Origin of the sequence: Xenorhabdus indica, assembly GCF_014467235.1 — a bacterium.
In the GTDB taxonomy this organism is placed as follows: domain Bacteria; phylum Pseudomonadota; class Gammaproteobacteria; order Enterobacterales; family Enterobacteriaceae; genus Xenorhabdus; species Xenorhabdus indica.
The window spans coordinates 268,158-290,552 of record NZ_NKHP01000001.1 but is presented as its reverse complement, the minus strand read 5'-3'; the positions used below and the strand labels follow the sequence as shown (position 1 = coordinate 290,552).

Here is a 22,395-nt window from a genome sequence, read left to right as displayed (position 1 = left end):
GAGGAATATATAGTGCTGGTTTTCTAATGCTGAGTTAAGCATAATGGTTACCATTTGTAATCAGTGAATATCATTTCGTTGATGTAATATGTAATTAATTTTTATGTTTCTGTTTTTTGTTATTTTAACTCCTTTTGTATGTGTTTATTTTTTTTATATAAAGTATTTTAAGATTATAAAATTCATTTTTTATGAGAAAAGGTGTTAATTTAACCAATTGTATTTTGATAAATATTTATTAATGTCGTTTGTTGGGTAACAGTAAATGGGGAATCAACCAATCTTGATTAATGCACCAGAGAGAGTAACGCATGTAGTGCCTTTAATCTCAGTATTTACTGTTGCACTTAAAGTGAGAGTCGAAATAGCTTTCAGCTCGGCTGATCCAGTGACAGATTTTTTCCAATTCCCTGTAATACTACCTTCTTCGTTTCCGGTAATTGATTCTTTTTTATTGCCACTGATATCTGCTTGATAATCACCAGTTATATTATATTTAATACCACCACTCGTGACTTCAACTTCTTTACCATTAGTCACCGTTGTTTTCTGTTTATTCTTGAAAACTGCCGTTTCTTCTTGTTCAACGGTCGTATCACGTTTTGCCTTATAGGTAAAACGTGCATCTTTTTCTACGGTATCCGTTTGTTTTTTCTTTATTTCTGTTGTGCGGGAGCCATCAATAGCTATCTTTTGATCATTTTCTACAGAAATATTCATATCTTTTTCTGCGTGTATATCAAAAGATTCTTTATCTTGCGCATCATCAATGAATAAATAACTGGCGTTATTATTTCCACCTTTTATGCTCCGTGACATAAAGCCTATCTTTGTGGCTTCTTTTGGCAATTCCCACGGAGGCATATTCTCTTTATTAAAAGTACTGCCTATTATTAGTGGCCGATCAGGGTTGCCGTTGATAAAGCTGACAAAAACTTCATCTCCAACTCTGGGGATCTGGACTGCACCGAATTTGGTACTGGCCCAGGTGCTGGACCAACGTATCCAACAAGAACTGGTATCATCTTTGGCACCTTCTTGATCCCAATGAAATTGTACTTTGACCTGAGCATATTCATTTGTCCAGATGTCTTTGCCACTTGCACCCACGACTTCCGCTGTTTCTATGCCAGCGACTGGCCATGGTGTTAAACAAGGAGCTCGCCAGTTTACTTTAGCCGGGATCGCAGTGAAACTGGTTTCAATTTTGATGGTGCTATCATCACTGATATTAATATCACCAGTATAATAACTGGATTCAGAAAATTCATATGTGGCACTGACAATCAGATAATTACCATTATCCCCGTCTCTCAATGCCTTAGAAAGCGTAAAGATATGCCCCGGAGCTATACCAATTTCAAGACTCTTGGCTTTAATATAATGGCAATGAGCGGTATAGGATTGTTGTAAAACCAGAACATAAGATTTTCCTTGTGAAGCTTCAGTATAATTTCCCGGCCATTCATATATTTTTGTGCCCGGAACCGAAGGATCCGGGTTTTGTTGTGTTTCCAATAACTGAGCACGTGGTTTGAGGAAATTGTAATCATTCATTGCATAGATCTTTGGTGCTATTGAATAACTTACATTCCAATCATATAAATAGAGCTTCTCTTTATTTCTTGGGGGAGAATGATTTGGATAATATTCTATAGAGGAATATCCCGATAAGGCCGAATGAGATTGGGGAGAATCCGCTAATATAAGAGTGTGCTCACTGGCAGTATGTTGAAAATAATAATAAATTCCCTCATGCTCCATTAATCGACTGATAAAATTGAAGTCAGTTTCGCGATATTGTGTACAATATTCAAGTTGTTGATATTTAGAATTTAATTTACTTTCAAACTTGATACTGTGTTTATTCAGTATATCTTTGATAATTTCAGGGGCAGTTTTCTTTTGCCATATTTGACATCCCTTGCTTTTTTGCAGAATTGATAATTTTGGTTGAAGAATGAATTTATATTTATAGAAGTAAGAGTCATAAAAATCACATATTATACCATCATGGACTATGCCATTCAGATAACGTGTGTTTGCTGACGGATTAGCCGGGTTATTTATTTCAATAGTAATTGATTTTCCTCGTAGTGATTTGATATCAATATCTTTTTTTTCACTTATTAATTCAATATCAAAGCTATAAATAGTTGATAGTTTTTCTTCACCTTTTAATGAACTAAAAAGTAAAGTTTCTTCACCCAGTGAAGTATGCGCAATAATATTTCTTTTCATTGAGAGTACCTTTTTAAATTAAAAGCTACCGCATGAACCTATCAATAAAGGACCAGATAAAAAATTAAACCCTTTGTTATTACTGACCGTTACTTGTTATTAATTTAATTCATAAATACAATATTTCATAAAAGAAACTATATCTCAATGTTATTATCACTATGTTTATATTTTTTTACAAAAAAAAATTTAAAATTACAAATTTGTCTCTTTTTAATAAAGGATAGTCTTTATCATTTTGATTTAGATAAAAAATTATCTTTACATAAAAAATAGAAGTGCTTAAGAAAAGTGAGGAAAGGGAGCAGAGGGATAAAAAAGTTGGCGGAAATTATCCAAACAACAATTACCGCCAGAGGTGGGCTTTATTGATAAAACAATGTATCAACGGTGCCCGGAAGCAAGAAAACACATTGTTTCCAATAAAGAATTTTTTATAGTGCTGTTTATTTTAACACTGATAATGCGTTGTCATAGTCAGGTTCGTTGGTAATTTCATCCACGAGTTGGCTATAAATGACTTGATTATTTTCATCCAGAACAATAACAGCGCGCGCAGTCAATCCGCTCAATGGGCCTTCGCTTATTGCGACACCGTAATTTTCCTGAAACTCGCCGCTGCGTAGTGTTGACAGAGTGACGACATTTGAAAGGCCTTCAGAGCCACAGAAACGAGATTGTGCGAAAGGTAAGTCTGCTGAAATGCAAAGTACGACGGTATTGTTCAGTTCGCTGGCATGTTGATTGAATTTACGAACAGAAGTTGCACAAACACCGGTATCAATACTTGGAAATATATTGAGTACCTTACGTTTCCCTGCGTATTGGCTCAGTGCCACATCAGTGAGATCTTTGGCTACCAGCGTAAATTCTTTTACTGTTTCACCTGCTTGTGGAAAACTTCCGCTCACGGTGATATCGCTACCTTGGAACTTGACGGTTTGTGTCATAATTTTATCCCTCTATATAAGTAAACTGCGGTGCCAGTGTAAAGGAATAGTGCGATCTTGCCCACAAAAATAGATGTAATATTTAGAAATACTCACCTATTGTTTAATTAACAGTGTCTTATAATTTATTTTAGGGTGATTATTAGACCAGTAGAGTAAAAAAATTTATGCATAATTTTCCCTTATTCCCTTCTGTATTACTGATGACCGGACTTTCTTTGCCTCTTTCTGTGTATGCTGCGGAGATCCCGATGGGGACTCAATTAGATCCTCATCAGGAGTTGGTTCGACATTTGAAAGATGAACCTGCGTCACTTGATCCGATTAAATCTTTTGGCTTAACGGAAGCACAGGTATTACGTGATTTGCTGGAAGGTCTCGTCAATCAGGATGCTTATGGAAAACCTATTCCCGGTGTTGCTATTGACTGGCAAACGACAGACAACAAAACATGGATATTTACACTGCGACAGAATGCCCATTGGTCTAATGGTGACAAAGTGACAGCTTCTGATTTTGTTTATAGCTGGCAGAGACTGGTTAATCCTAAAAATGCTTCCTCATTTGCCTGGTTTGCGGCTTTATCAGGTATTCAGAATGCTCAGGCTATTATTGATGGTAAACTGCCAGCCGAAAAATTAGGTGTTGAAGCTCTTGATGCTTATACCCTGAAAGTCACACTGGATCGCCCTGTAGCTTATTTTCCCAGTATGACAACTAATTTTAGTCTTTATCCGGTCAATAAACAGTGTGTTGAAAGATACGGTAATGACTGGACCAGAGTCGGTCATTTGGTTGGTAATGGCGCATTTATGCTTACAGGGCGGGTGGTCAATGAAAAAATTGTTTTGACGCCTAACCCTTATTATTGGGATCACAAAAATACGGTATTGAAAAAAGTCACTTTTGTACCTGTCAGTCAGGAGTCCCATGCGGTTAAGCGTTATCTGGCCGGAGATTTGGATATTACAGAATCTTTTCCTAAAAATATGTACCACAAGTTACTGCATGATATCCCAGCAGAAGTTTTTACTCCTGATCAATTGGGTACTTATTATTACGCATTTAATACTCAACGGGCACCGACCAATGATATCCGGGTCAGGCAAGCTCTTGCTATGACGATCGATAAGAATCTGATTGCGGAAAAAATCCTGGGAACGGGAGAAAAGCCCGCATGGCATTTCACGCCTGATGTTACAGCCGGGTTCCAGCCAGAAAAGAGTCAACAAGAGAGGCTGACGCAGCAGGAAAGGGATAAGAGAGCCAAAACACTGTTAAAAGAAGCGGGTTATGGCCCTGAAAATCCATTAAAACTTTCTTTGCTCTATAACAATCTGGAAAATAACCAACGTATTGCCATTGCAGTAAGCTCGGAATGGAAGAAAAAACTGGGCGTTGAAGTGAAATTAGTTAATCAGGAATGGAAAACTTATGTTGACAACCGTAATACCGGCAATTTTGATGTTGTCAGGGCGTCCTGGACTGGCGATTATAATGAACCATCAAGTTTCCTGTCTCTTTTAACATCAACACATAGCGGAAACCTGGCTAAATTCTATAATCCAGCCTATGACGCCTTGTTAAAAGCAGCCAGCCAGGAAACAGACAGCGCAGCCAGAAATAAGGATTACAATCAGGCAGAAAAAATGATTGAAGAGCAAGCGCCAATTGTACCGATTTATCAATATACCAATGGCCGGTTAATCAAAAAGTGGTTAAAAGGATACCCGATCACCAATCCTGAAGATGTGGCTTATAGTCATACTATGTATATCATTAAGCATTAGCCTGCATAGGCTGGTAACGGTGATTTTTCAGAATTAGCTAACTCATCACAAACTGGTCAATTCGCATTTATACGTTTGACCAGTTATTAAACTATTACTGCTTTACGGTTCTCGATTGAGATAAAAATCTGACTTAAGTAATATTTACTGGCTATTTGGCAGTAAGATGAAATTACCTTGAATTTTAACAAATAATAAGTGAGGAATTTATGTCTGAAATTAATAAGCCAGAAGATAAAAAAGCTGACCTCAACTGCCCATTCAAACCAGAACAATACCAGATTGGCAAAGACAGTATAACTGTCCCCGCCGGGACTTTCGCCTGGGCGTCAAGCCATGTGTATTTGGGGAAACAAGTGTATCGTAGTGGCTGGAATGCCCCTAAAGAGCACATGCGCCTTGCCCATAAATCGGAAGCGGGGAGTGCAGGTGATGGAGCTGCTTATATTGAAAAGAGTGATAATGAGGGTTATTGGGCTCATTGGCAGCCAACACAAGAAGATCTAATGGCTTGTGACTGGAATCTGCTGAAATCAGAATCTAAACCTAAACCCAAACCTGTTGATTGTATGTTGGAATTTGATCTTAATGTGGGAGTTAACACTTGGGTTGTAGTAGGCTCAGCTCTTTGGGGAGCAAACACAACGTCGGGTTTAAGTGCTGCTCCTTTTGGTGATTTAAATATGAGACCAAATAAGCTAGATATTGTAAACACATACGCATTTTGTTCCACATATGGATATGTTTGGAATAGGATGTTTTTTTTAGGTATAACGACTAGACAAGATAAAGAAAGTTATCAAAAGGTAAGAGAGCTGTTTCAAAATAATGACCTTTGGGTAACGGTTGATAGCAAACATTATAATCTCGGCCATCCATCTGAGCGGGATGACAACTCGCCATCGCCTTATGATTACCTGTTTTCATATTCTATTAGTGATGATGCAAAAAAATTAATTGAGGTGATAAGACAACATGAAAATAAAACTATGCACGTTTGTTTGAACTGGAAATAAATCCCTAAATTTGCATTCTGAATTCAAGGCGGAACTTCGGTTCGGCCTTTTTCTATATTGGTTACAGTAAAATTTTCCTAAAGTGATGACTATACTGATCCAGACACAAAGTATCTTCAATGACGTTGGGTATGTATTGTATTTATTTTATGCAATTAAACATCAAGTGTTAAACAGGAGTGGGTGTGGAAACGATATATGGCTCAGCATTTAAAAATTCAAATGCTGTGTATGCTTGTCAATTGAATGGTAAGGGCGGTATCACAGGCTTTGGGGAAAATTCACTTGCAACGGCAGAGCAACCTTTCTGGCAACATCTTGATTATAAAAATCAGGCCAGTTATCGATGGATTATGAATACAAATTTGTTACCCGCTCCGGTAAAAGAAGGGCTGGCAGGTGAAAGTGTCCGGCCTAAGCTTATTCGCACTGGAGAAGGCGCGATGATGACATTGCGGACAATTAACCGTAATGATAATGCTCGTCCTGATCATTTGGTTTCATTCCGCATCTATATTAATGACAGAATAATTATTTCCAGTCGTCATCGGAAAGTCTATTCGATAGATCAGGTCTTAGATAATTTGCACAATGGCATAGGCGCAAGAAATACGGGACATTGGTTGGTTGAAATAGCGGACGCTATTACCGATGAAGTGAACGATTTTATTGAAGCGTTGCATGATAACTTGATTGAGTTTGAGGATGGCATTCTGGAACAGAAAATTCCCGGGCGCGGTGAGTTAGTGTTATTGCGTAAGCAATTAATTGTTCTGCGCCGTTATATGGCACCACAGCGCGATGTCTTTATGCGTTTAGCCAATGAAAAATTACCCTGGATGAGTGACGAGGAGCGTCATCTGATGCAGGAAATTGCTGATCGCTTAGGGCGTGGGTTAGATGATCTGGATGGCTGTATTGCAAGGACGGCTGTTCTTGCGGATGAGATCACTTCTATTATGGCAGATGCGATGAACCGCCGTATCTACATGATGTCTTTATTAACAATGATATTCTTACCCAGTACCTTTTTAACTGGGTTGTTTGGCGTTAATCTTGGCGGGATCCCAGGGAATGAATATCAGTTTGGGTTTAGTTTATTCAGCCTGTTATTGTCGTTATTGATCGCCGCATTCACCTGGTGGTTAAGACGCAGCAAATGGTTATAGGGTGCTCTAAGGTATAAGGAAAGCGGTGTTTCAAAATCACTTTCCCTAAATCAAACGATTAATCTCATTCAGTTTGAGATATATCAATAATCTGAACCTACAGTTAAGGCATGATAACTGTGCAGGTGAATACAACGTTGCGCGATGAACGTTGTGCTCCATATCCATAGTTGTAGTGTTTCTCATATTGAGGTTATACAGATTAATTGACGTATTGTGCCGATGTTAATGTTAGCATCGGCCATTTTTTTATCATTATCTGATTTCGATAACGTTCAATCGTTCTGTCTGAAAATCAATCTGTTCATCGGAGCTGATAGCAGGTTGTATCGGTAGTTCTTCCCGATCAAAAGCCAAATCTCCACCATCAATAATTTCACTACCATGATTAATGCTTTTGAAATCGAACAGATTAAAGTCACTAAGATGTGATGGAACCACATTTTGCATGGCACGGAACATGGTTTCAATGCGGCCCGGATAGCGTTTGTCCCAGTCACGCAGCATATCTTTAATGACTTGACGTTGTAGGTTAGGTTGTGAGCCACACAAGTTACAAGGAATGATTGGAAATGCTTTAGCTTCAGCGTAGCGTTCGATATCTTTTTCCCGACAGTAAGCAAGTGGGCGGATCACAATGTGCTTACCATCATCACTGATCAATTTTGGGGGCATACCTTTTAATTTGCCGCCATAAAACATATTTAAAAAGACAGTTTGTAAGATATCATCGCGATGATGACCCAATGCAATTTTGGTGGCACCCAACTCAGTCGCCGTGCGGTACAAAATACCCCGGCGTAAACGGGAGCACAGAGAGCAGGTTGTTTTTCCTTCAGGGATTTTTTCTTTAACAATACCATAGGTATTTTCTTCAACAATCTTATACTCAATGCCCAGTTCATCCAGATAAGCCGGGAGTATATGTTCAGGAAAACCGGGTTGTTTTTGATCCAAATTAACGGCTACAAGGGAAAAATTAACGGGGGCACTTTTTTGCAGATTCTGCAAAATGGACAGCAGAGTGTAGCTGTCTTTGCCACCAGAAAGACAGACCATGATGCGATCACCTTCTTCGATCATATTGAAATCTGCGATAGCTTGGCCCACATCACGACGCAGACGTTTTTGTAATTTATTGAAATTATACTGTTCTTTTTGAGTGTTCATCTCTGATTGTTCTTACTGTTTCTGATAGCTGTTCGGCTAAATGCCTTTTAAAAATGATGATGATTTTATGGCGGAGAACATGAAAAGGGAACAATGATAGCGGATGAAAAGGGATTATCAATCAGAGTTAGCGAAAAATGCTTTATATCTCCCCCACATGGGGGAGAAAATCATTTTTATCCTTCATATTTATTCTGAACCGGGAAGAACTGGCTGATTAGAACTAAAATACCGACCAGTAAATAAGCGGCAAAAATGCCAATTAACCATTGTGGCATGTCTAATGTCAGAAATGACCACTGTTTCATTGAACAATCACCAACGGCCTGAAATACCGAAGGTAACCATTCATTCAGTGGTAACCAAGATGGGAATCTGGCAAAAAATTCACAAGTGTTAAAAGGGCCAGGGTCTAACTGCATCATAGTGTGATCCCATGCCAGTTGTAATCCGCGCCCTGCACTATAAAGCCACAGTAAAATGGCTAACCAACGTAGCGGAGTTCCGGGGGCAATAGCGCCCAATAGTGCCGCCCCCAAAATACCCAATAGAGCAACGCGCTCATAAATGCACATTACACAAGGTTGTAGTTGCATAACATGTTGAAAATAGAGCGCAATAGCTTCTAATATAAAAGCGGTTAGCGCCATCAATAACCAAGCACTTCGCTCTTGGGAACTCCGTTTTAAAAAATGAAACATGCTTCTTTTCCCATATCTTGAATACAATTAGTTGCTTATTTTGCCGCTTCTCAAATCACAAAAAAATAAATTTCAGTAATTAATTAATAAATTTCAGTAATTATAGTGGGATAACCCAACCGATTTTGACGAGATACTCAGTCACCGGAAGTAGCAAAAATTCGACACACAATAATCCCACTAATGTCATCACAACGGTGTAAGGCAATGCCATGAGTACCATGCGACCATAAGATAAACGAATTAATGGCGACAGGGCTGATGTCAGCAGGAACAGGAAAGCTGCCTGTCCATTCGGTGTTGCCACTGAGGGTAAGTTAGTGCCGGTATTAATAGCTACAGCCAGAAATTCATATTGCTGTTGCGAAATGAGACCATTTTTGAGAGCGCTTAAGGCTTCATTAATATAAACCGTACCTACAAATACGTTGTCAGATACCGCTGAGAGCAGGCCATTAAACAGATAGAAGAGTGAGAGCTGCGAAGCAGGTGAAGATTGCAGCACAAATTGAATAAACGGCGCAAACAGTTGCTGATCAATAATAACGGCAACCACAGAAAAGAAAACAGTTAATAACGCAGTAAATGGTAGGGCTTCTTCGAAGGCTTTGCCTAAAGCATGCTCCTCAGTGATACCGCAAAATGCGGTGGCCAGAATGATGACTGATAAGCCAATTAGCCCCACTTCCGCTAAATGGAAAGCCAGAGCCACAATCAGCCAGATACCAATTAAAGCCTGAACTACAAGCTGAGTTTTTTCTTGGTATGTACGTTTTTCACTCGCTTTCTGGGCATAGTCTTCCAAAACGGAACGGACGCGCTCAGGTAACTCAGCGCCATAACCGAATAACTTGAAATGTTCAACCAGCAGGCAGATCAACAGGCCACAAATAAAGACAGGGACAGTCACAGGTGACATACGGATAAAGAATGTCATGAAGTCCCAACCAACGTGTTTGGCAATGATCAGGTTTTGCGGTTCACCGACCATGGTCATTACGCCACCTAGTGCTGTACCGACTCCGGCATGCATCATCAGACTGCGTAAAAATGCCCGGAATTGCGCCAGCGTCTGCTTTTTATCTTCATTATCAATGAACTTGTCATCGTTGAGGTCTGTATTGTCGTTTTGGCTGGCGCTGGAAAGATAACGGTGATAGATGGAGTAAAAACCGACAGATACACTGATAACAACGGCAATAACCGTCAGGGCATCAAGGAAAGCGGATAAGAATGCACTTGCCAGACAGAATGCCAGCGCCAGCATTTTTTTGGAACGGATACTTAATAGCAGCTTAGTGAAGACAAACAATAAAAGCTGTTTCATGAAGTAAATGCCGGCAACCATGAAAATCAGTAGCAAGATCACTTCCAGATTGTTGGCTATCTCATGCCCTACTTGTTTTGGTGAAGTCATACCGATGATAACGGCTTCAATAGCGAGTAGCCCTCCAGGTTGCAGGGGATAACATTTTAACGCCATCGCCAGCGTGAAAATAAATTCAACAACGAGCATCCAGCCTGCAATAAAAGGACTGACAAAGAAAAAGATCAGTGGATTGATAATAAGAAAAACAATGATGGCCAGCTTATACCAGTCGGGAGAATTGCCGAGAAAGTTTTTCACCACTGCGCGTCGGATACTGATTTCCATTATTATTAATATTCCTCTTCATGGATACATGGACGATTCTAAAGGCTCATAGTACGCTCTAAACAGGACTAATTTAAGGGGTTAACCTCATAATTAATCAGATAATAATTATATTTTTTTATGACCTCTTTCACTCTTTCGTGGTTTATTTACTATGTAACTATGTCGAGCAGATGCATTCTGGTATGATCAGTGCCTATTATTAGCTGAGAAAACTGCTTTGGAATAGTTAAAATATGGTAATTAAGGCTCAGAGTCCTGCGAGTTTTGCGGAAGAGTATCTCATTGAAAGTATATGGAATAATCGCTTTCCACCAGGCTCCATACTGCCAGCAGAGCGTGAGTTATCTGAATTAATCGGTGTCACCCGAACGACTTTACGTGAAGTGTTACAACGCCTTGCACGTGATGGTTGGTTGACTATTCAGCATGGAAAACCAACAAAGGTCAATAACTTCTGGGAAACATCCGGCCTTAATATTCTGGAAACTCTGGCGCGCCTGGATCATGATCGTGTGCCTCAGTTAGTCGATAATTTATTGTCAGTCCGTACTAATATTGCAGCCATTTTTATTCGTACTGCGTTCAGGCACAATCCGGAAAAATCATTGGAAGTATTGGCGGAAAAGAACAACGTAGAGGATACTGCCGAATCTTTTAGTTCTGTGGATTATGATATTTTCCGTGGATTGGCGTTTGCGTCAGGGAACCCGATTTATGGTTTGATTATTAACGGATTGAAAGGACTTTATACTCGTGTCGGCCGTTATTATTTCTCGAATCCTGATGCCCGTAAGCTCGCTTTAAATTTCTATCAGCAATTGAGTGTACTGTGTCAGGAACAGACCTATGACAAGATTATGGAATGTGTACGCAATTATGGTAAAGAGAGTGGGATTATCTGGCATGGAATGCAGGGCATCATGTTCAATGAGTTAACTGAAGCCCGTCAGGGCTGATCACATCCATCATCAATCTAGTTCATTGTCTAAGCTATTCTTAAAGGCGGGCTGCTTTGTATGCAGCCCGCTCTTTTTTTAGTTGATTTTATCACCATACCTATATCATGGTATTTTTGCCTTGTAATCAGCATTGAAAACCCACCCAAACTGTAAAATTCAAATTTTTAAATTATTATTCTGTTTAGTTTATGTTGAATTAGATTTTTATTCTGAAATAAAACAAAAGTAAGGATTTAAATAAATTCACAAAATGTGAACGAATTGTTTATTTTTTGCCGCAAAAAACACTTTTTAAGATACTAATATAAGAAATTAATAGCATTTAATTCTTTTATAATTTGTTGTATTTAAAATAATTTAAGTATTTTTATCATGATTTGAGAGATATTGCTTGTCATTGTTTTGTAATTAAATTGTGATTTAAATCCTAAAATTCAACTAATCATTTTATAGTCTATTATTCTGTATTGGATTTTCATGTTTAGCATATTATGCTTGCATATATCACTCATCAATAGGGGGCAGAATGAAGGTCCTTATTTTAGGTAGCGGCGTTATCGGCGTCACCAGTGCCTGGTATCTGGCTCAGGAAGGCCATGAAGTTATCGTTGTCGATCGCCAGCAGAGTGCGGCTGAAGAAACGAGTGCAAGTAATGCCGGGCAGATCTCACCCGGATATGCGACACCCTGGGGAGCACCGGGGATCCCATTAAAAGCAATAAAGTGGATGTTTCAACGACATGCCCCATTAGCTATTCGCCCTGATGGTTCACTATTTCAGTTACGCTGGATGTGGCAAATGCTGCGTAATTGTGATGCCGATCATTATGCTATGAACAAAAGCAGAATGGTACGTCTGGCCGAATATAGTCGTGACTGCATTAAACAATTGAGAGCGGATACAGGCATCCAATATGAAGGGCGTCAAAGTGGTACGCTACAACTATTCAGAACTAATAAGCAGTTTGATAATGCGGTTAATGATATTGCGGTGTTAGAGCAAGAAGGCGTTCCTTATCGGTTACTCACCTCAGAACAATTAGCATCAGCGGAACCTGCACTCGCCCATGTTTCTCGTAAATTGACGGGAGGATTACAGCTTCCTAATGATGAAACTGGTGATTGCCAAATTTTCACAAAAGAACTGGCAAAAATGGCAGAAAAAGCCGGGGTCAGATTTATGTTTAACCGGCAGGTTAAACACATTTTGGTGGATGGCGATAAGATAACAGGTATTCAGTGTGATAATGGCATCATGGCAGCGGATCAGTATGTTATAGCAATGGGCGCCTATTCTACTGAATTATTGAAAGATCTTGTCACAATTCCGGTTTATCCAATGAAAGGTTATTCGCTAACCATGCCGATAATGAATGAAACACGCTCACCTGTTTCAACAGTATTGGATGAAACTTACAAAATAGCCATTACCCGTTTTGATCATCGAATTCGTGTTGGAGGAATGGCAGAAGTCGTTGGTTTTAACCTGAATGTGCTGAAAAACCGTTGTGAAACACTCAAAATGGTAGTAGAGGATCTTTACCCTAATGGTGGCAATATTGCTGAAGCCTCATTCTGGGCTGGATTACGGCCGATGACGCCGGATGGCACTCCCATTGTTGGTCCGACCAAATATCCTAATCTTTATTTAAATACCGGGCATGGAACATTAGGCTGGACGATGGCCTGTGGTTCAGGAAAGTTATTATCTGATTTAATCTCTGGTAAAAAGCCCGAAATTGCAGCAGATGATCTCTCTGTATTCAGATATATCAATGGATTTAATACAAAAGTGCTTCGGATGAAGCATCGTTTACATACTGCGTAAAGTAAATTAGAAGAGGCCATCATGCCACGTCCTATTTTGGCAACCATCCATCTCAACGCACTTCGTCATAATTTGGCGGTTATCCGCCAAAAAGTCGGTAATAGTAAAATTTGGTCGGTAGTGAAAGCGAATGCATATGGGCATGGGTTGGACAGAATATGGCAATCACTCAAACAGTCGGATGGATTTGCACTGCTTGATATGAATGAAGCTACTTATTTGAGAGAGCAGGGGTGGCAGGGGCCAATCCTGTTATTGGAAGGTTTCTTCAATGTTGAAGATTTGCAGATAATTAATCAATATGACCTGACAACCACAGTGCATAGCCATTGGCAACTCAAGGCGATAAAAGAAGCGGAATTAAATAATCCCATTGATATTTATTTGAAACTGAATAGTGGCATGAATCGTCTGGGATTTACCCCAAACGAATATCCGCAGGTAGTTTCAATGACAAATGGGATAAAAAACATTCATTCAGTCACTTTAATGACGCATTTCGCTAATTCCGATAATGAAATTGGTGTTGATGGGCAATTCACCGTTGTTAACCGGCTGAATATGAACTCACTCCTTCACTGTCTGGCTAATTCTGGGGCAGTTTTATGGCATCCGCAAACACACGGAGATTGGGTCAGGCCTGGAATTATTCTGTATGGTGCCTCTCCCAGTGGAAAGTGGCGTGATATTGCGGATGTAGGCTTAAAACCAGCGATGAGTTTAAAAAGTGAAATCATTGCGGTTCATGATCTTCCCAAAGGAGAGAACATTGGTTATGGCAGTCGCTATACCACCCAATATGTCACGCGTGTAGGAACAGTGGCGTGTGGTTATGCTGACGGTTATCCACGACATGCGCCAACAGGAACGCCGATTATTGTCGATGGTATTCGTACTCGCTTGTTGGGGGCTATATCAATGGACATGATGTCGGTTGATTTGACTCCATGCCCACTGGCTACAGTTGGCAGTTCAGTCGAATTATGGGGAGAAAAATTACCGGTGGATGAAGTTGCAGAAGCAGCAGGAACAATTGGTTATGAGCTACTGTGTGCTTTGGCCAAACGTGTTCCGGTAGTTGTGGAATGACGCTGTTTTCTGTCTTTTCAGGCATTTTTTCGTACAGCATTCTGTATGGAAGCTCTGTACGAAATAAATGCCTGTCCAGCCTCCGCACAGCACCGACTCAACTTTTATTTTGGCGACAACGAATAACGGTAGCAAGCCTGCCAGGAGTTCCATTTTTAGAATATAGAGGGGTATTGATACGTGCGGTTTCAACGCAGGCCATATTCTTGTAACCTTCTTTACTGATATCTTGCATGCTACTCGCTAGCTCAGCACCGGGATTCCAGCAGACCACATCACTATGATGATAATGATGGATTTCAATGGTACGTTTCCATAACTCATCTCTAATCAGACTGAAATTTTCTGGCTCTGTATAAATGCGATCCGTTCTTCCTTGAAAAATGAGGTCTTCATCAGTGTATTGCTCTCTGTCTATAACAGTATCAATAAAGTGATGACCTAACCCGCTGATCCGGATTTGATGGATGTTACTGACATTGAAGTAAGAGTGTAGGGCACAAGTGACCTGATAATCTCCATGGGATTCCAGCTCTATTTCGCAAGTCTCCCCCAATTTAAAGCGGGCAATAAGTGTGAATTCATGTGGCCACAACTGTTTTGTGTATGCGCTATCTTGTAGTGTGAACATCAAAATCACACCATTCTCATTTTCATGATGGGCCTTGAATTCCCACGGTAATATCCGGGCAAAACCATGATTTGGTGTGCTCAGAGAGCCAAACCAAGGCCAACAGATGGGAATACCGCCACGAATGGCTGTACCCTCCCGGAGTTTTGTATTATCGCTTAACCATAATACAGGTTTTTCACCACAGGGTTGCCATGCCATAAGATGTGCGCCCTGGATACTGATTGCACCACAGATTTTGGGGTGGGAAACCACAATCAGTGGAAATCCATCAATGCTCCTTTGACTGATATAAGGAGATATCTGTTTTACAACCGGTAATGAGAAAATTTTATCAAGCATCTACATGACCTTATATAAACCTGAATTGGATAATTGGTGAAGGCAAGGATAGCTTATTGTGGTAGAGAGGGAAAATAAAGCCACCTGTAAAGGTGGCTTATTGAATAACTTCTTAAAGTTCAATTAGTTATAGATATGAGCAATCAGATCCAGAACTTTGTTAGAGTAACCCGTTTCGTTATCATACCAAGAAACCAGTTTTACGAAGTTGTCGTTCAGAGCGATACCTGCTTTTGCATCGAATACAGAAGTGAGTTTTTCGCCATTGAAATCGGTAGAAACAACGTCATCTTCAGTGTAGCCCAGAATGCCTTTCAGTTCGCCTTCAGCCGCTTCTTTGATTGCTTCACAGATTTCTTTATAAGTCGCTGGTTTTTCGAGACGAGCAGTCAGGTCAACAACAGAAACGTTAGGAGTCGGCACACGGAAAGACATACCGGTCAGTTTGCCGTTCAGTTCTGGAATAACTTTACCTACTGCTTTTGCAGCACCGGTAGAAGATGGAATGATGTTTTGTGCCGCCCCACGGCCACCGCGCCAATCTTTTGCAGAAGGGCCGTCAACCGTTTTCTGAGTTGCAGTTGTTGCATGAACAGTTGTCATCAAACCTTCAACGATACCAAATTTATCATTGATAACTTTAGCTAGCGGAGCAAGGCAGTTGGTTGTGCAGGATGCGTTGGAAACGATATCCTGACCTGCATAGGCATTGTGATTGACACCCATAACAAACATTGGCGTGTTGTCTTTAGATGGGCCAGTCAGAACAACTTTTTTCGCGCCAGCAGTGATGTGCTTACGTGCAGTTTCGTCAGTCAGGAAAATGCCAGTTGCTTCAGCAACTACATCAACACCTACTTCGTCCCACTTCAGGTTAGCTGGATCTCTCTCAGATGTAACGCGGATGGTTTTGCCGTTAACAACCAGATGACCGTCTTTAACTTCAACAGTCCCGTTGAAGCGGCCGTGGGTTGAATCGTATTTCAGCATGTAAGCCATGTAATCTGCATCTAACAGGTCATTGATTGCAACGATTTCAATGTCAGAACGTTCTTGTGCAGCACGGAAAACAATACGGCCAATACGACCAAAACCGTTAATACCTACTTTGATAGTCATAGTATTCCACCAGCTATTTTTTAGTGAATTAAAAGTTGTTTCTAAAGTTACCAAAATCTTGTCAGTCGTCAAGCGGAATCGTGTCAACAATTGAAAAAGATCAATTTAGAAATCACTATTTGAACGCTCCCTATTCAACCGTAACAAACTCTACGCGCATCATTATCAGGGTATAAAACGATATTTAAAGTTACCATTGGTTAGATATGTGAGATTTATCACAATTAGTAAAGTAAATCATGATGTTGAATGCGTTAGAATGCTTTTTAGCATTCTAATATTTGCTTTTTGTTGTTTTCGGTGTTTTTTAATTGAAAATATTGGCCTCAAAAGGTGGTTTCCATGGCTAAAAATATCTCCGTTTCTCTGGAGCAGCTTAGTGAAATGCAGCGTTATGTCACGCAGGAAGCAGGTACTGAGCCGCCATTTTCAGGAAAGCTGTTGCACAACAAAAAAAGGGGTATTTATCATTGTTTGTGTTGTCATCAGCCATTATTTGTTTCTGATACTAAGTTTGATTCTGGATGTGGATGGCCAAGTTTTTACCAGCCAATCAATGATAAATCCATCAAATATATTGATGATTACTCCCATAATATGCATCGAATAGAGGTGCGTTGCAGTCATTGTCAGGCACATTTAGGGCATGTTTTCCCTGATGGCCCTAAACCTACCGGAGAGCGCTTTTGCATTAATTCGGTTGCGTTATGGTTTGTTGATAAGGAAACAGGTGAGGAAACAGCAGGTTAATATTATGACTGCGGGTGTTTTTAAATAGATATATAAGAAATATGAATTGTTCATTGAAATAGAATCGATTCAGCCAAAATATGTAGCCGTAAGGAAATATCAATGAAGTTGGATGATTTACTCTCTGCCATGACGCCTGAGATTTATCAACGATTAGTTCAGGCTGTTGAGTTGGGCAAATGGCAAGATGGTGTTCCATTAACAACAGAGCAGAAAGAAAATAGTTTGCAAATGGTGATGCTTTGGCAAGCCAGGCATAATTATGATCCTGAACATATGACGATTGGCACGGATGGTCAAATTACGATAAAAAGTAAGCAAGAACTGAAGGCTATGTTCCAATCAGAAATGGTTGCTAAGTTAAAACCTCAGTCAGAAGAAGAATGAGCCAGAAGGTTAAAATAATAACCTCGTCCTTTGCAATGAGTTTGCAATAAAAGGACGAGGTTAATTTTGGGTATTTTCAGAAAAAATAACTTAAAAAAGCGTTGTTATTTCACTTAATGAAGTCAACCTGGCTCCTTTGGCTGACATTTCTTCAATGGCTCGTTGGCTATCATCCGCTTGAATATTGACTCCACGGCAACCTTCAACAATCACGTAAGTTTCATACCCATGTTCTAAAGCATCCAAGACCGTAAATTTTACGCAGTAATCAGTGGCAATTCCTAAAATCAACAGGCGATTAATATGTTGCTCTGATAGCCAACTATGTAGTCTGGTAGCATTTTTATGATCGTTATCAAAGAATGCGCTATAGCTATCTATCTGTGAATTTTCGCCTTTATGAAAAATTTTCTGAATAGCAGACTGATTCAGCGCTGGATGGAAGTCTGCACCTAATTGTCCCTGTACACAATGCACTGGCCACCATATCTGAGGGATACCATTCAGTTCCCCCAACTCACCGACAGGTTGACCAGAATTGATGGCAAAACTCATGTGATCGGATGGATGCCAATCTTGAGTTGCGATAATAGTGATATTGTGTTGCTGACACAATTCAATCGCTTTATTTGCCATTTCGATAACTTCTTCGCTTTCCCTGACCGCCAGTGTACCGCCTGTACAGAAGTCATTTTGTAGATCGATAAGTAATAATGCGGTTTTCATTATATGCCTCGACGTATTTTTACTTGTCGGAGTAGCTCAATTCTCCGCGTAGATTCTGCTGCATTAGCGAGCGGATTTCTTCAGTTTCGTAGTGCTGACTCAACAAGTAGTGCAGTTTGGTCAGTGCTGCTTCAAAAGTCATATCATAGCCGCTGATAACGCCTGATGTAGCTAGCGCATGACCATTGGCATAACCTTCCATATTGACCCTTCCAGAGATACATTGTGTTAAATTGACCACAATGATGCCTCGTTCAGTCGCTTCTCTTAAGATTTTTAACAAATCGGAACGCTGTGGGGCATTACCAACACCATAAGAGCGTAAAATCAGTGCCTTGACAGGTTGCATCAGGATATTTTCAACCACCTGACAGGATAATCCCGGATAGATAGTTACAACGCCGATTGGCTGTGATTTGATTTGATGTACGATAAAGTCACCATGATTGGCCGGTATGGGTGCAGTATTTAATGTTCGGATATTGATCCCGGCTTCAATGAGTGGAGGGTAATTGGGAGATGAAAAAGCGTTAAAACCATCGGCGTGAGCTTTAACAGTCCTGTTCCCTCGAAACAACTTATTGTTAAAAAACAAGCTAACTTCGTTAACGGGATAATTAGCTGCCAGGTACAGTGCATTCAACAAATTTGTCTGACCATCTGAACGCAGCGCTTCTAAAGGTATTTGTGACCCTGTCACGATAACGGGTTTGTTTAGGTTTTCAAACATGAAAGAGAGTGCTGAGGTAGTGAAAGCCATGGTATCTGTCCCATGCAGGATCACAAAACCATCGTAATCATGGTAATTCTGGTCAATATCGTTGGCGATAATCCCCCAATCATCCGGACTCATATCAGAAGAGTCGATAAGAGGATGATGTTCACGGATCGTGAACGTTGGCATTTCTGGACGGTGGAATTCCGGCATCTGTGCAAGTTGCCGTTGTAAATGACCAGAGACAGGAATGTAACCATTGGGAGAATGCTGCATCCCAATTGTGCCACCTGTATAAACAACATAGATAGATTTCTTCTGCATGGAAGTACCCCAATAACAGTACCTGATAAAAATATTCAGCCGATTATAGGGGGTATATGGAATAAAAAAAGCCTGATATATAAAGATCAGGCTCTTGGGTATAACTGTTATCGCATTTTAGAAATAATTTTCTAGCGAATATTCTCGCAATTCAGGCAGAATGCATAAACATGCTGTGGATCATTCATGCGATTATAAAATACTGCTTGCTGTTTCATATCTTGTGCAACCTGAGCAAATGGTGCCGGCAACATTGATTGCAGAATATTTGGCATAATTGCCTGAGCAGATGAAGAAAACTCTAGCATGAGTTTTTCAGTGAGAGAAAGCTCTGGCTGCATCCAGTCTAATGATGCTGTTTTGAGGCCTGCTAATTCAACAGCTTTCTTCACTGCATCATCGAAATCGCCTAATTGATCGACCAAGCCATTCTTTTTCGCATCACTACCACTCCAGACACGACCTTCGGCGATTTTTTTAATCTCATCTACTGGCTTATGCCGGGAATTTGCTACCAGCTCGATAAATTGGTTGTAGCCGTTTTCAATCGACAATTGCATAACGTCAGAAAACAGAGGGTTTATACCTTTTGTTAATGAAATATCTGCCAGTGGATGTGTTGAAACACCATCTGTATTTACACCAAGGTGATCCAGGCTTTTTTCAAAGGTATTGAAGGCACCGAAAACACCAATGGAGCCAGTTAAAGTATTTGGTGATGCAATAATGTAGTTAGCTGGTGTGGATACCCAGTATCCCCCTGATGCCGCAAGACCCCCCATTGAAACAACGATGGGTTTTTGATTGACCTTTTTACCATTTTCATCAGTACCTTCCCGAATTGCCATGAGTTCACTGCGGATGAGTTCAGATGCACCGATACTGCCGCCAGGGCTGTTTACACGTAATATAATGGCTTTGATTTCGGGATTCATACGTGCTTCTCGCAGTTGTGCTGCGATTGTATCACCACCAGCTATGCCATTGGATTGTTTACCATCCATGATTGCACCTTCAACTATGATCACCGCAATGTTGCCATTGTTTTGATAACTATTTTGGACTGGCTGTTTAGCAATATAGTCATTAATACTGACGTAGTTGAAATGCTGATTTTGTTTATCCCAACCAAATTGATGTATCAATTTCTTTTCAATGACATTCAGAGGCGCAATTTTATCTACTAAACCGTTTTGAAACGCATAGAGTGCACTATTTCCTCTAGCTTTATGGAGTTTTTCAATAAACGTTGAAGGGGCAGGAAGGACTTTGTCAAGAGGTATTTTCCTGTTGGTGGCAATAACTTGCCGGTAATTGTTCCAAAGTTCATTAAGCCAGAGCGTATCTGCTTTACGGGCATCATCTGACATATCATTCCGCATCATTGGTTCTACTGCTGATTTGTATGTACCAACACGGAAAATGTGAGTGGAAACTTTCAGATTTTCTAATAATGATTTATAGAACAGACGGTTGTTTGAGAAGCCATGAAGGGACACACTCCCCTGTGGAGCAAGGAATATTTCGTTTGCGTAACTGGCTAAATAATATTGTGCCTGGCTATAGTTATTTCCGATGGCAATAACTGGTTTACCTGAAGCCTTAAATTCATTGATGACTTTGCCTATATATCTCATAGAAGACTGATCGGCACCAATAAAGTCATCTAACTTCAATACCATACCGGTAATTTTAGGGTCACTTTTCGCCCGGCGGATACTATCAACAATATCGAACACAGAGGTTTCCTGTGAACGGCTGCTGGAGGAGTCAACAAGATCCCGTCCGAGTTGATCCAGTGGATTGAGAACAGTCACTTGATCAACAACGATACCGGATAAGTTGACATATAATGCCCCATTATAATCATTGTTTAAGCGGAACTGCTCTTTGTATATGAGAATGCCAGTGGCGACTAATACAACCAATAGGACAAAAATCAGGTTGGAAATAAATTGGCGAACGAAATTTAGCAGTTTCCAACTCCATTTAAATATTGCTGCTATAAACTTCCATAAAGTACGCATATCGTCTCCAGTTATGGGGTCAAATAGGATTATCCTAATCAGCTAGCTGATAAATGTCAGCTGGAATTCACGAGAATGATTGAAAAAATAATAATATCTACTCTTTCATTCAGTAACGAATAAACAGAGAATGTTGGGTCGTGATAGGTTAACTTATTCAGGAGGAAATTATGAATGCTTTGGAACTTTTATTGAATCGTCGTTCTGTTTCTCGTTTAACCGTTCCAGCTCCGAAAGGAGAGGCATTGCAACATATTCTTGCGGCGGGAATGCGAGCACCAGATCATGGAGCATTACGTCCCTGGCATTTTATTGTAATGCAGGGGGAAGGGATTGATAAATTCAGTAAATTACTTAAAAAATCAGCAATTGAAGGCGATATGGGTGAAGATGTGGTGGAAAAAGCAACAAATGCACCTTATCGTGCACCTATGATTATTACTGTTATTGCCAAAGTTGTTGAACACGTGAAAGTGCCTGCCTGGGAACAAGTTGTGGCGGCAGGTTGTTCAGTTCATGCCATGCAAATGGCTGCGGTGGCTCAGGGGTTTGGTGGAATATGGCGTTCTGGCTCCTGGACTGAAGATCCAACAGTTAGAGCGGGTTTGGGATGTGAAGAAAATGATAAAATTGTTGGATTCCTCTATTTGGGTACACCGGAACTTAAAGCTCCGATGAAAGTTTCAACACCAGATTTAACGGGTTTTGTCAGTTACTTCTAAAGTGACTGATGATATTGCCAGATGCGGTGGATCAGATGTGGTGGGGAAGATGAAAGTCGCCACATCAATCCACTTCTTTTAG

General features: G+C 40.2%; 19 protein-coding genes. 9 read left to right on the top strand and 10 right to left on the bottom strand.

What is annotated here, in order from left to right; genetic code table 11:
- Positions 1 to 273: 273 nt before the first annotated feature.
- Positions 274 to 2,241: a type VI secretion system Vgr family protein gene (locus Xind_RS00975; RefSeq protein WP_187649279.1), complete on the bottom strand. Its 1,968-nt coding sequence runs from the start codon at positions 2,239 to 2,241 to the stop codon at positions 274 to 276.
- 446 nt (positions 2,242 to 2,687) lie between these two features.
- The gene (gene tpx, locus Xind_RS00970; protein ID WP_047682508.1) at positions 2,688 to 3,191 is read right to left on the bottom strand and encodes a thiol peroxidase; all 504 of its coding nucleotides are present in this window, start codon (positions 3,189 to 3,191) and stop codon (positions 2,688 to 2,690) included.
- Between the two features lie 167 nt (positions 3,192 to 3,358).
- Between tpx and Xind_RS00965 the strand changes: the two genes are divergently transcribed.
- The 3 genes from Xind_RS00965 to zntB all read left to right on the top strand — a co-directional run bounded on the left by Xind_RS00965 (position 3,359) and on the right by zntB (position 7,166).
- On the top strand, positions 3,359 to 4,981 hold the full coding sequence (locus tag Xind_RS00965; RefSeq protein ID WP_047682510.1) for a peptide ABC transporter substrate-binding protein: 1,623 nt from the start codon (positions 3,359 to 3,361) through the stop codon (positions 4,979 to 4,981).
- A 209-nt stretch (positions 4,982 to 5,190) separates the two neighbouring features.
- Positions 5,191 to 5,997, top strand: coding sequence for a Thoeris anti-defense Tad2 family protein (locus Xind_RS00960; RefSeq protein ID WP_187649278.1), 807 nt, complete (start codon positions 5,191 to 5,193; stop codon positions 5,995 to 5,997).
- 185 nt (positions 5,998 to 6,182) lie between these two features.
- Positions 6,183 to 7,166 carry a zinc transporter ZntB gene (zntB, locus tag Xind_RS00955; RefSeq protein WP_187649277.1) on the top strand — a complete coding sequence of 328 codons (984 nt, stop codon included), beginning with the start codon at positions 6,183 to 6,185 and terminating at the stop codon, positions 7,164 to 7,166.
- 255 nt (positions 7,167 to 7,421) lie between these two features.
- Here zntB and ttcA read toward each other — a convergent pair whose 3' ends face one another.
- From ttcA to nhaB, 3 genes are all read right to left on the bottom strand, one after another.
- Complete coding sequence (gene ttcA, locus Xind_RS00950; protein WP_047682516.1) at positions 7,422 to 8,336, bottom strand: tRNA 2-thiocytidine(32) synthetase TtcA; 915 nt, start codon at positions 8,334 to 8,336, stop codon at positions 7,422 to 7,424.
- Between the two features lie 176 nt (positions 8,337 to 8,512).
- On the bottom strand, positions 8,513 to 9,037 hold the full coding sequence (dsbB, locus tag Xind_RS00945) for a disulfide bond formation protein DsbB (protein ID WP_047682518.1): 525 nt from the start codon (positions 9,035 to 9,037) through the stop codon (positions 8,513 to 8,515).
- Between the two features lie 100 nt (positions 9,038 to 9,137).
- Positions 9,138 to 10,691 (bottom strand): sodium/proton antiporter NhaB, encoded by a 1,554-nt coding sequence (nhaB, locus tag Xind_RS00940; protein WP_047682520.1) that lies wholly within the window; start codon positions 10,689 to 10,691, stop codon positions 9,138 to 9,140.
- 236 nt (positions 10,692 to 10,927) lie between these two features.
- Between nhaB and fadR the strand changes: the two genes are divergently transcribed.
- From fadR to alr, 3 genes are all read left to right on the top strand, one after another.
- A complete protein-coding gene (gene fadR / locus Xind_RS00935; protein ID WP_187649276.1) occupies positions 10,928 to 11,650 on the top strand; it encodes a fatty acid metabolism transcriptional regulator FadR in 723 nt (240 codons plus the stop codon).
- A gap of 529 nt (positions 11,651 to 12,179) precedes the next feature.
- Positions 12,180 to 13,481 (top strand): D-amino acid dehydrogenase, encoded by a 1,302-nt coding sequence (locus Xind_RS00930; RefSeq protein ID WP_047682524.1) that lies wholly within the window; start codon positions 12,180 to 12,182, stop codon positions 13,479 to 13,481.
- 21 nt (positions 13,482 to 13,502) lie between these two features.
- Positions 13,503 to 14,570, top strand: a complete 1,068-nt coding sequence (gene alr / locus Xind_RS00925) for an alanine racemase (RefSeq protein ID WP_187649275.1) — start codon at positions 13,503 to 13,505, stop codon at positions 14,568 to 14,570.
- A gap of 97 nt (positions 14,571 to 14,667) precedes the next feature.
- Here the strand turns inward: alr and Xind_RS00920 are convergent, their stop codons facing one another.
- Positions 14,668 to 15,543 (bottom strand): D-hexose-6-phosphate mutarotase, encoded by an 876-nt coding sequence (locus tag Xind_RS00920; RefSeq protein WP_047682528.1) that lies wholly within the window; start codon positions 15,541 to 15,543, stop codon positions 14,668 to 14,670.
- 123 nt (positions 15,544 to 15,666) lie between these two features.
- Positions 15,667 to 16,662, bottom strand: coding sequence for a glyceraldehyde-3-phosphate dehydrogenase (gapA, locus tag Xind_RS00915; protein WP_187649274.1), 996 nt, complete (start codon positions 16,660 to 16,662; stop codon positions 15,667 to 15,669).
- Between the two features lie 342 nt (positions 16,663 to 17,004).
- Here gapA and msrB point away from each other — a divergent pair, with 342 nt between their 5' ends.
- On the top strand, positions 17,005 to 17,412 hold the full coding sequence (gene msrB, locus Xind_RS00910) for a peptide-methionine (R)-S-oxide reductase MsrB (protein WP_047682532.1): 408 nt from the start codon (positions 17,005 to 17,007) through the stop codon (positions 17,410 to 17,412).
- Between the two features lie 102 nt (positions 17,413 to 17,514).
- Complete coding sequence (locus Xind_RS00905) at positions 17,515 to 17,799, top strand: YeaC family protein (protein WP_047682534.1); 285 nt, start codon at positions 17,515 to 17,517, stop codon at positions 17,797 to 17,799.
- A gap of 90 nt (positions 17,800 to 17,889) precedes the next feature.
- Here the strand turns inward: Xind_RS00905 and pncA are convergent, their stop codons facing one another.
- The 3 genes from pncA to sppA all read right to left on the bottom strand — a co-directional run bounded on the left by pncA (position 17,890) and on the right by sppA (position 21,591).
- Positions 17,890 to 18,525, bottom strand: a complete 636-nt coding sequence (pncA, locus tag Xind_RS00900; RefSeq protein ID WP_047682536.1) for a bifunctional nicotinamidase/pyrazinamidase — start codon at positions 18,523 to 18,525, stop codon at positions 17,890 to 17,892.
- A 19-nt stretch (positions 18,526 to 18,544) separates the two neighbouring features.
- Positions 18,545 to 19,564 carry an asparaginase gene (gene ansA / locus Xind_RS00895; RefSeq protein WP_047682538.1) on the bottom strand — a complete coding sequence of 340 codons (1,020 nt, stop codon included), beginning with the start codon at positions 19,562 to 19,564 and terminating at the stop codon, positions 18,545 to 18,547.
- A 131-nt stretch (positions 19,565 to 19,695) separates the two neighbouring features.
- Complete coding sequence (gene sppA, locus Xind_RS00890) at positions 19,696 to 21,591, bottom strand: signal peptide peptidase SppA (RefSeq protein WP_187649273.1); 1,896 nt, start codon at positions 21,589 to 21,591, stop codon at positions 19,696 to 19,698.
- A gap of 170 nt (positions 21,592 to 21,761) precedes the next feature.
- On the opposite strand from sppA, the gene Xind_RS00885 reads away from it, so the two are divergent.
- Positions 21,762 to 22,313, top strand: a complete 552-nt coding sequence (locus Xind_RS00885) for an NAD(P)H nitroreductase (protein ID WP_047682542.1) — start codon at positions 21,762 to 21,764, stop codon at positions 22,311 to 22,313.
- Positions 22,314 to 22,395 lie beyond the last annotated feature (82 nt).

Bases quoted from the DNA above. Each gene is read 5' to 3' on its own strand.
- Xind_RS00975 (WP_187649279.1), bottom strand. From the start codon at position 2,241: ATGAAAAGAAATATTATTGCGCATACTTCACTGGGTGAAGAAACTTTA.
- tpx (WP_047682508.1), bottom strand. From the start codon at position 3,191: ATGACACAAACCGTCAAGTTCCAAGGTAGCGATATCACCGTGAGCGGA.
- Xind_RS00965 (WP_047682510.1), top strand. From the start codon at position 3,359: ATGCATAATTTTCCCTTATTCCCTTCTGTATTACTGATGACCGGACTT.
- Xind_RS00960 (WP_187649278.1), top strand. From the start codon at position 5,191: ATGTCTGAAATTAATAAGCCAGAAGATAAAAAAGCTGACCTCAACTGC.
- ttcA (WP_047682516.1), bottom strand. From the start codon at position 8,336: ATGAACACTCAAAAAGAACAGTATAATTTCAATAAATTACAAAAACGT.
- dsbB (WP_047682518.1), bottom strand. From the start codon at position 9,037: ATGTTTCATTTTTTAAAACGGAGTTCCCAAGAGCGAAGTGCTTGGTTA.
- nhaB (WP_047682520.1), bottom strand. From the start codon at position 10,691: ATGGAAATCAGTATCCGACGCGCAGTGGTGAAAAACTTTCTCGGCAAT.
- fadR (WP_187649276.1), top strand. From the start codon at position 10,928: ATGGTAATTAAGGCTCAGAGTCCTGCGAGTTTTGCGGAAGAGTATCTC.
- Xind_RS00930 (WP_047682524.1), top strand. From the start codon at position 12,180: ATGAAGGTCCTTATTTTAGGTAGCGGCGTTATCGGCGTCACCAGTGCC.
- alr (WP_187649275.1), top strand. From the start codon at position 13,503: ATGCCACGTCCTATTTTGGCAACCATCCATCTCAACGCACTTCGTCAT.
- Xind_RS00920 (WP_047682528.1), bottom strand. From the start codon at position 15,543: ATGCTTGATAAAATTTTCTCATTACCGGTTGTAAAACAGATATCTCCT.
- gapA (WP_187649274.1), bottom strand. From the start codon at position 16,662: ATGACTATCAAAGTAGGTATTAACGGTTTTGGTCGTATTGGCCGTATT.
- msrB (WP_047682532.1), top strand. From the start codon at position 17,005: ATGGCTAAAAATATCTCCGTTTCTCTGGAGCAGCTTAGTGAAATGCAG.
- Xind_RS00905 (WP_047682534.1), top strand. From the start codon at position 17,515: ATGAAGTTGGATGATTTACTCTCTGCCATGACGCCTGAGATTTATCAA.
- pncA (WP_047682536.1), bottom strand. From the start codon at position 18,525: ATGAAAACCGCATTATTACTTATCGATCTACAAAATGACTTCTGTACA.
- ansA (WP_047682538.1), bottom strand. From the start codon at position 19,564: ATGCAGAAGAAATCTATCTATGTTGTTTATACAGGTGGCACAATTGGG.
- sppA (WP_187649273.1), bottom strand. From the start codon at position 21,591: ATGCGTACTTTATGGAAGTTTATAGCAGCAATATTTAAATGGAGTTGG.
- Xind_RS00885 (WP_047682542.1), top strand. From the start codon at position 21,762: ATGAATGCTTTGGAACTTTTATTGAATCGTCGTTCTGTTTCTCGTTTA.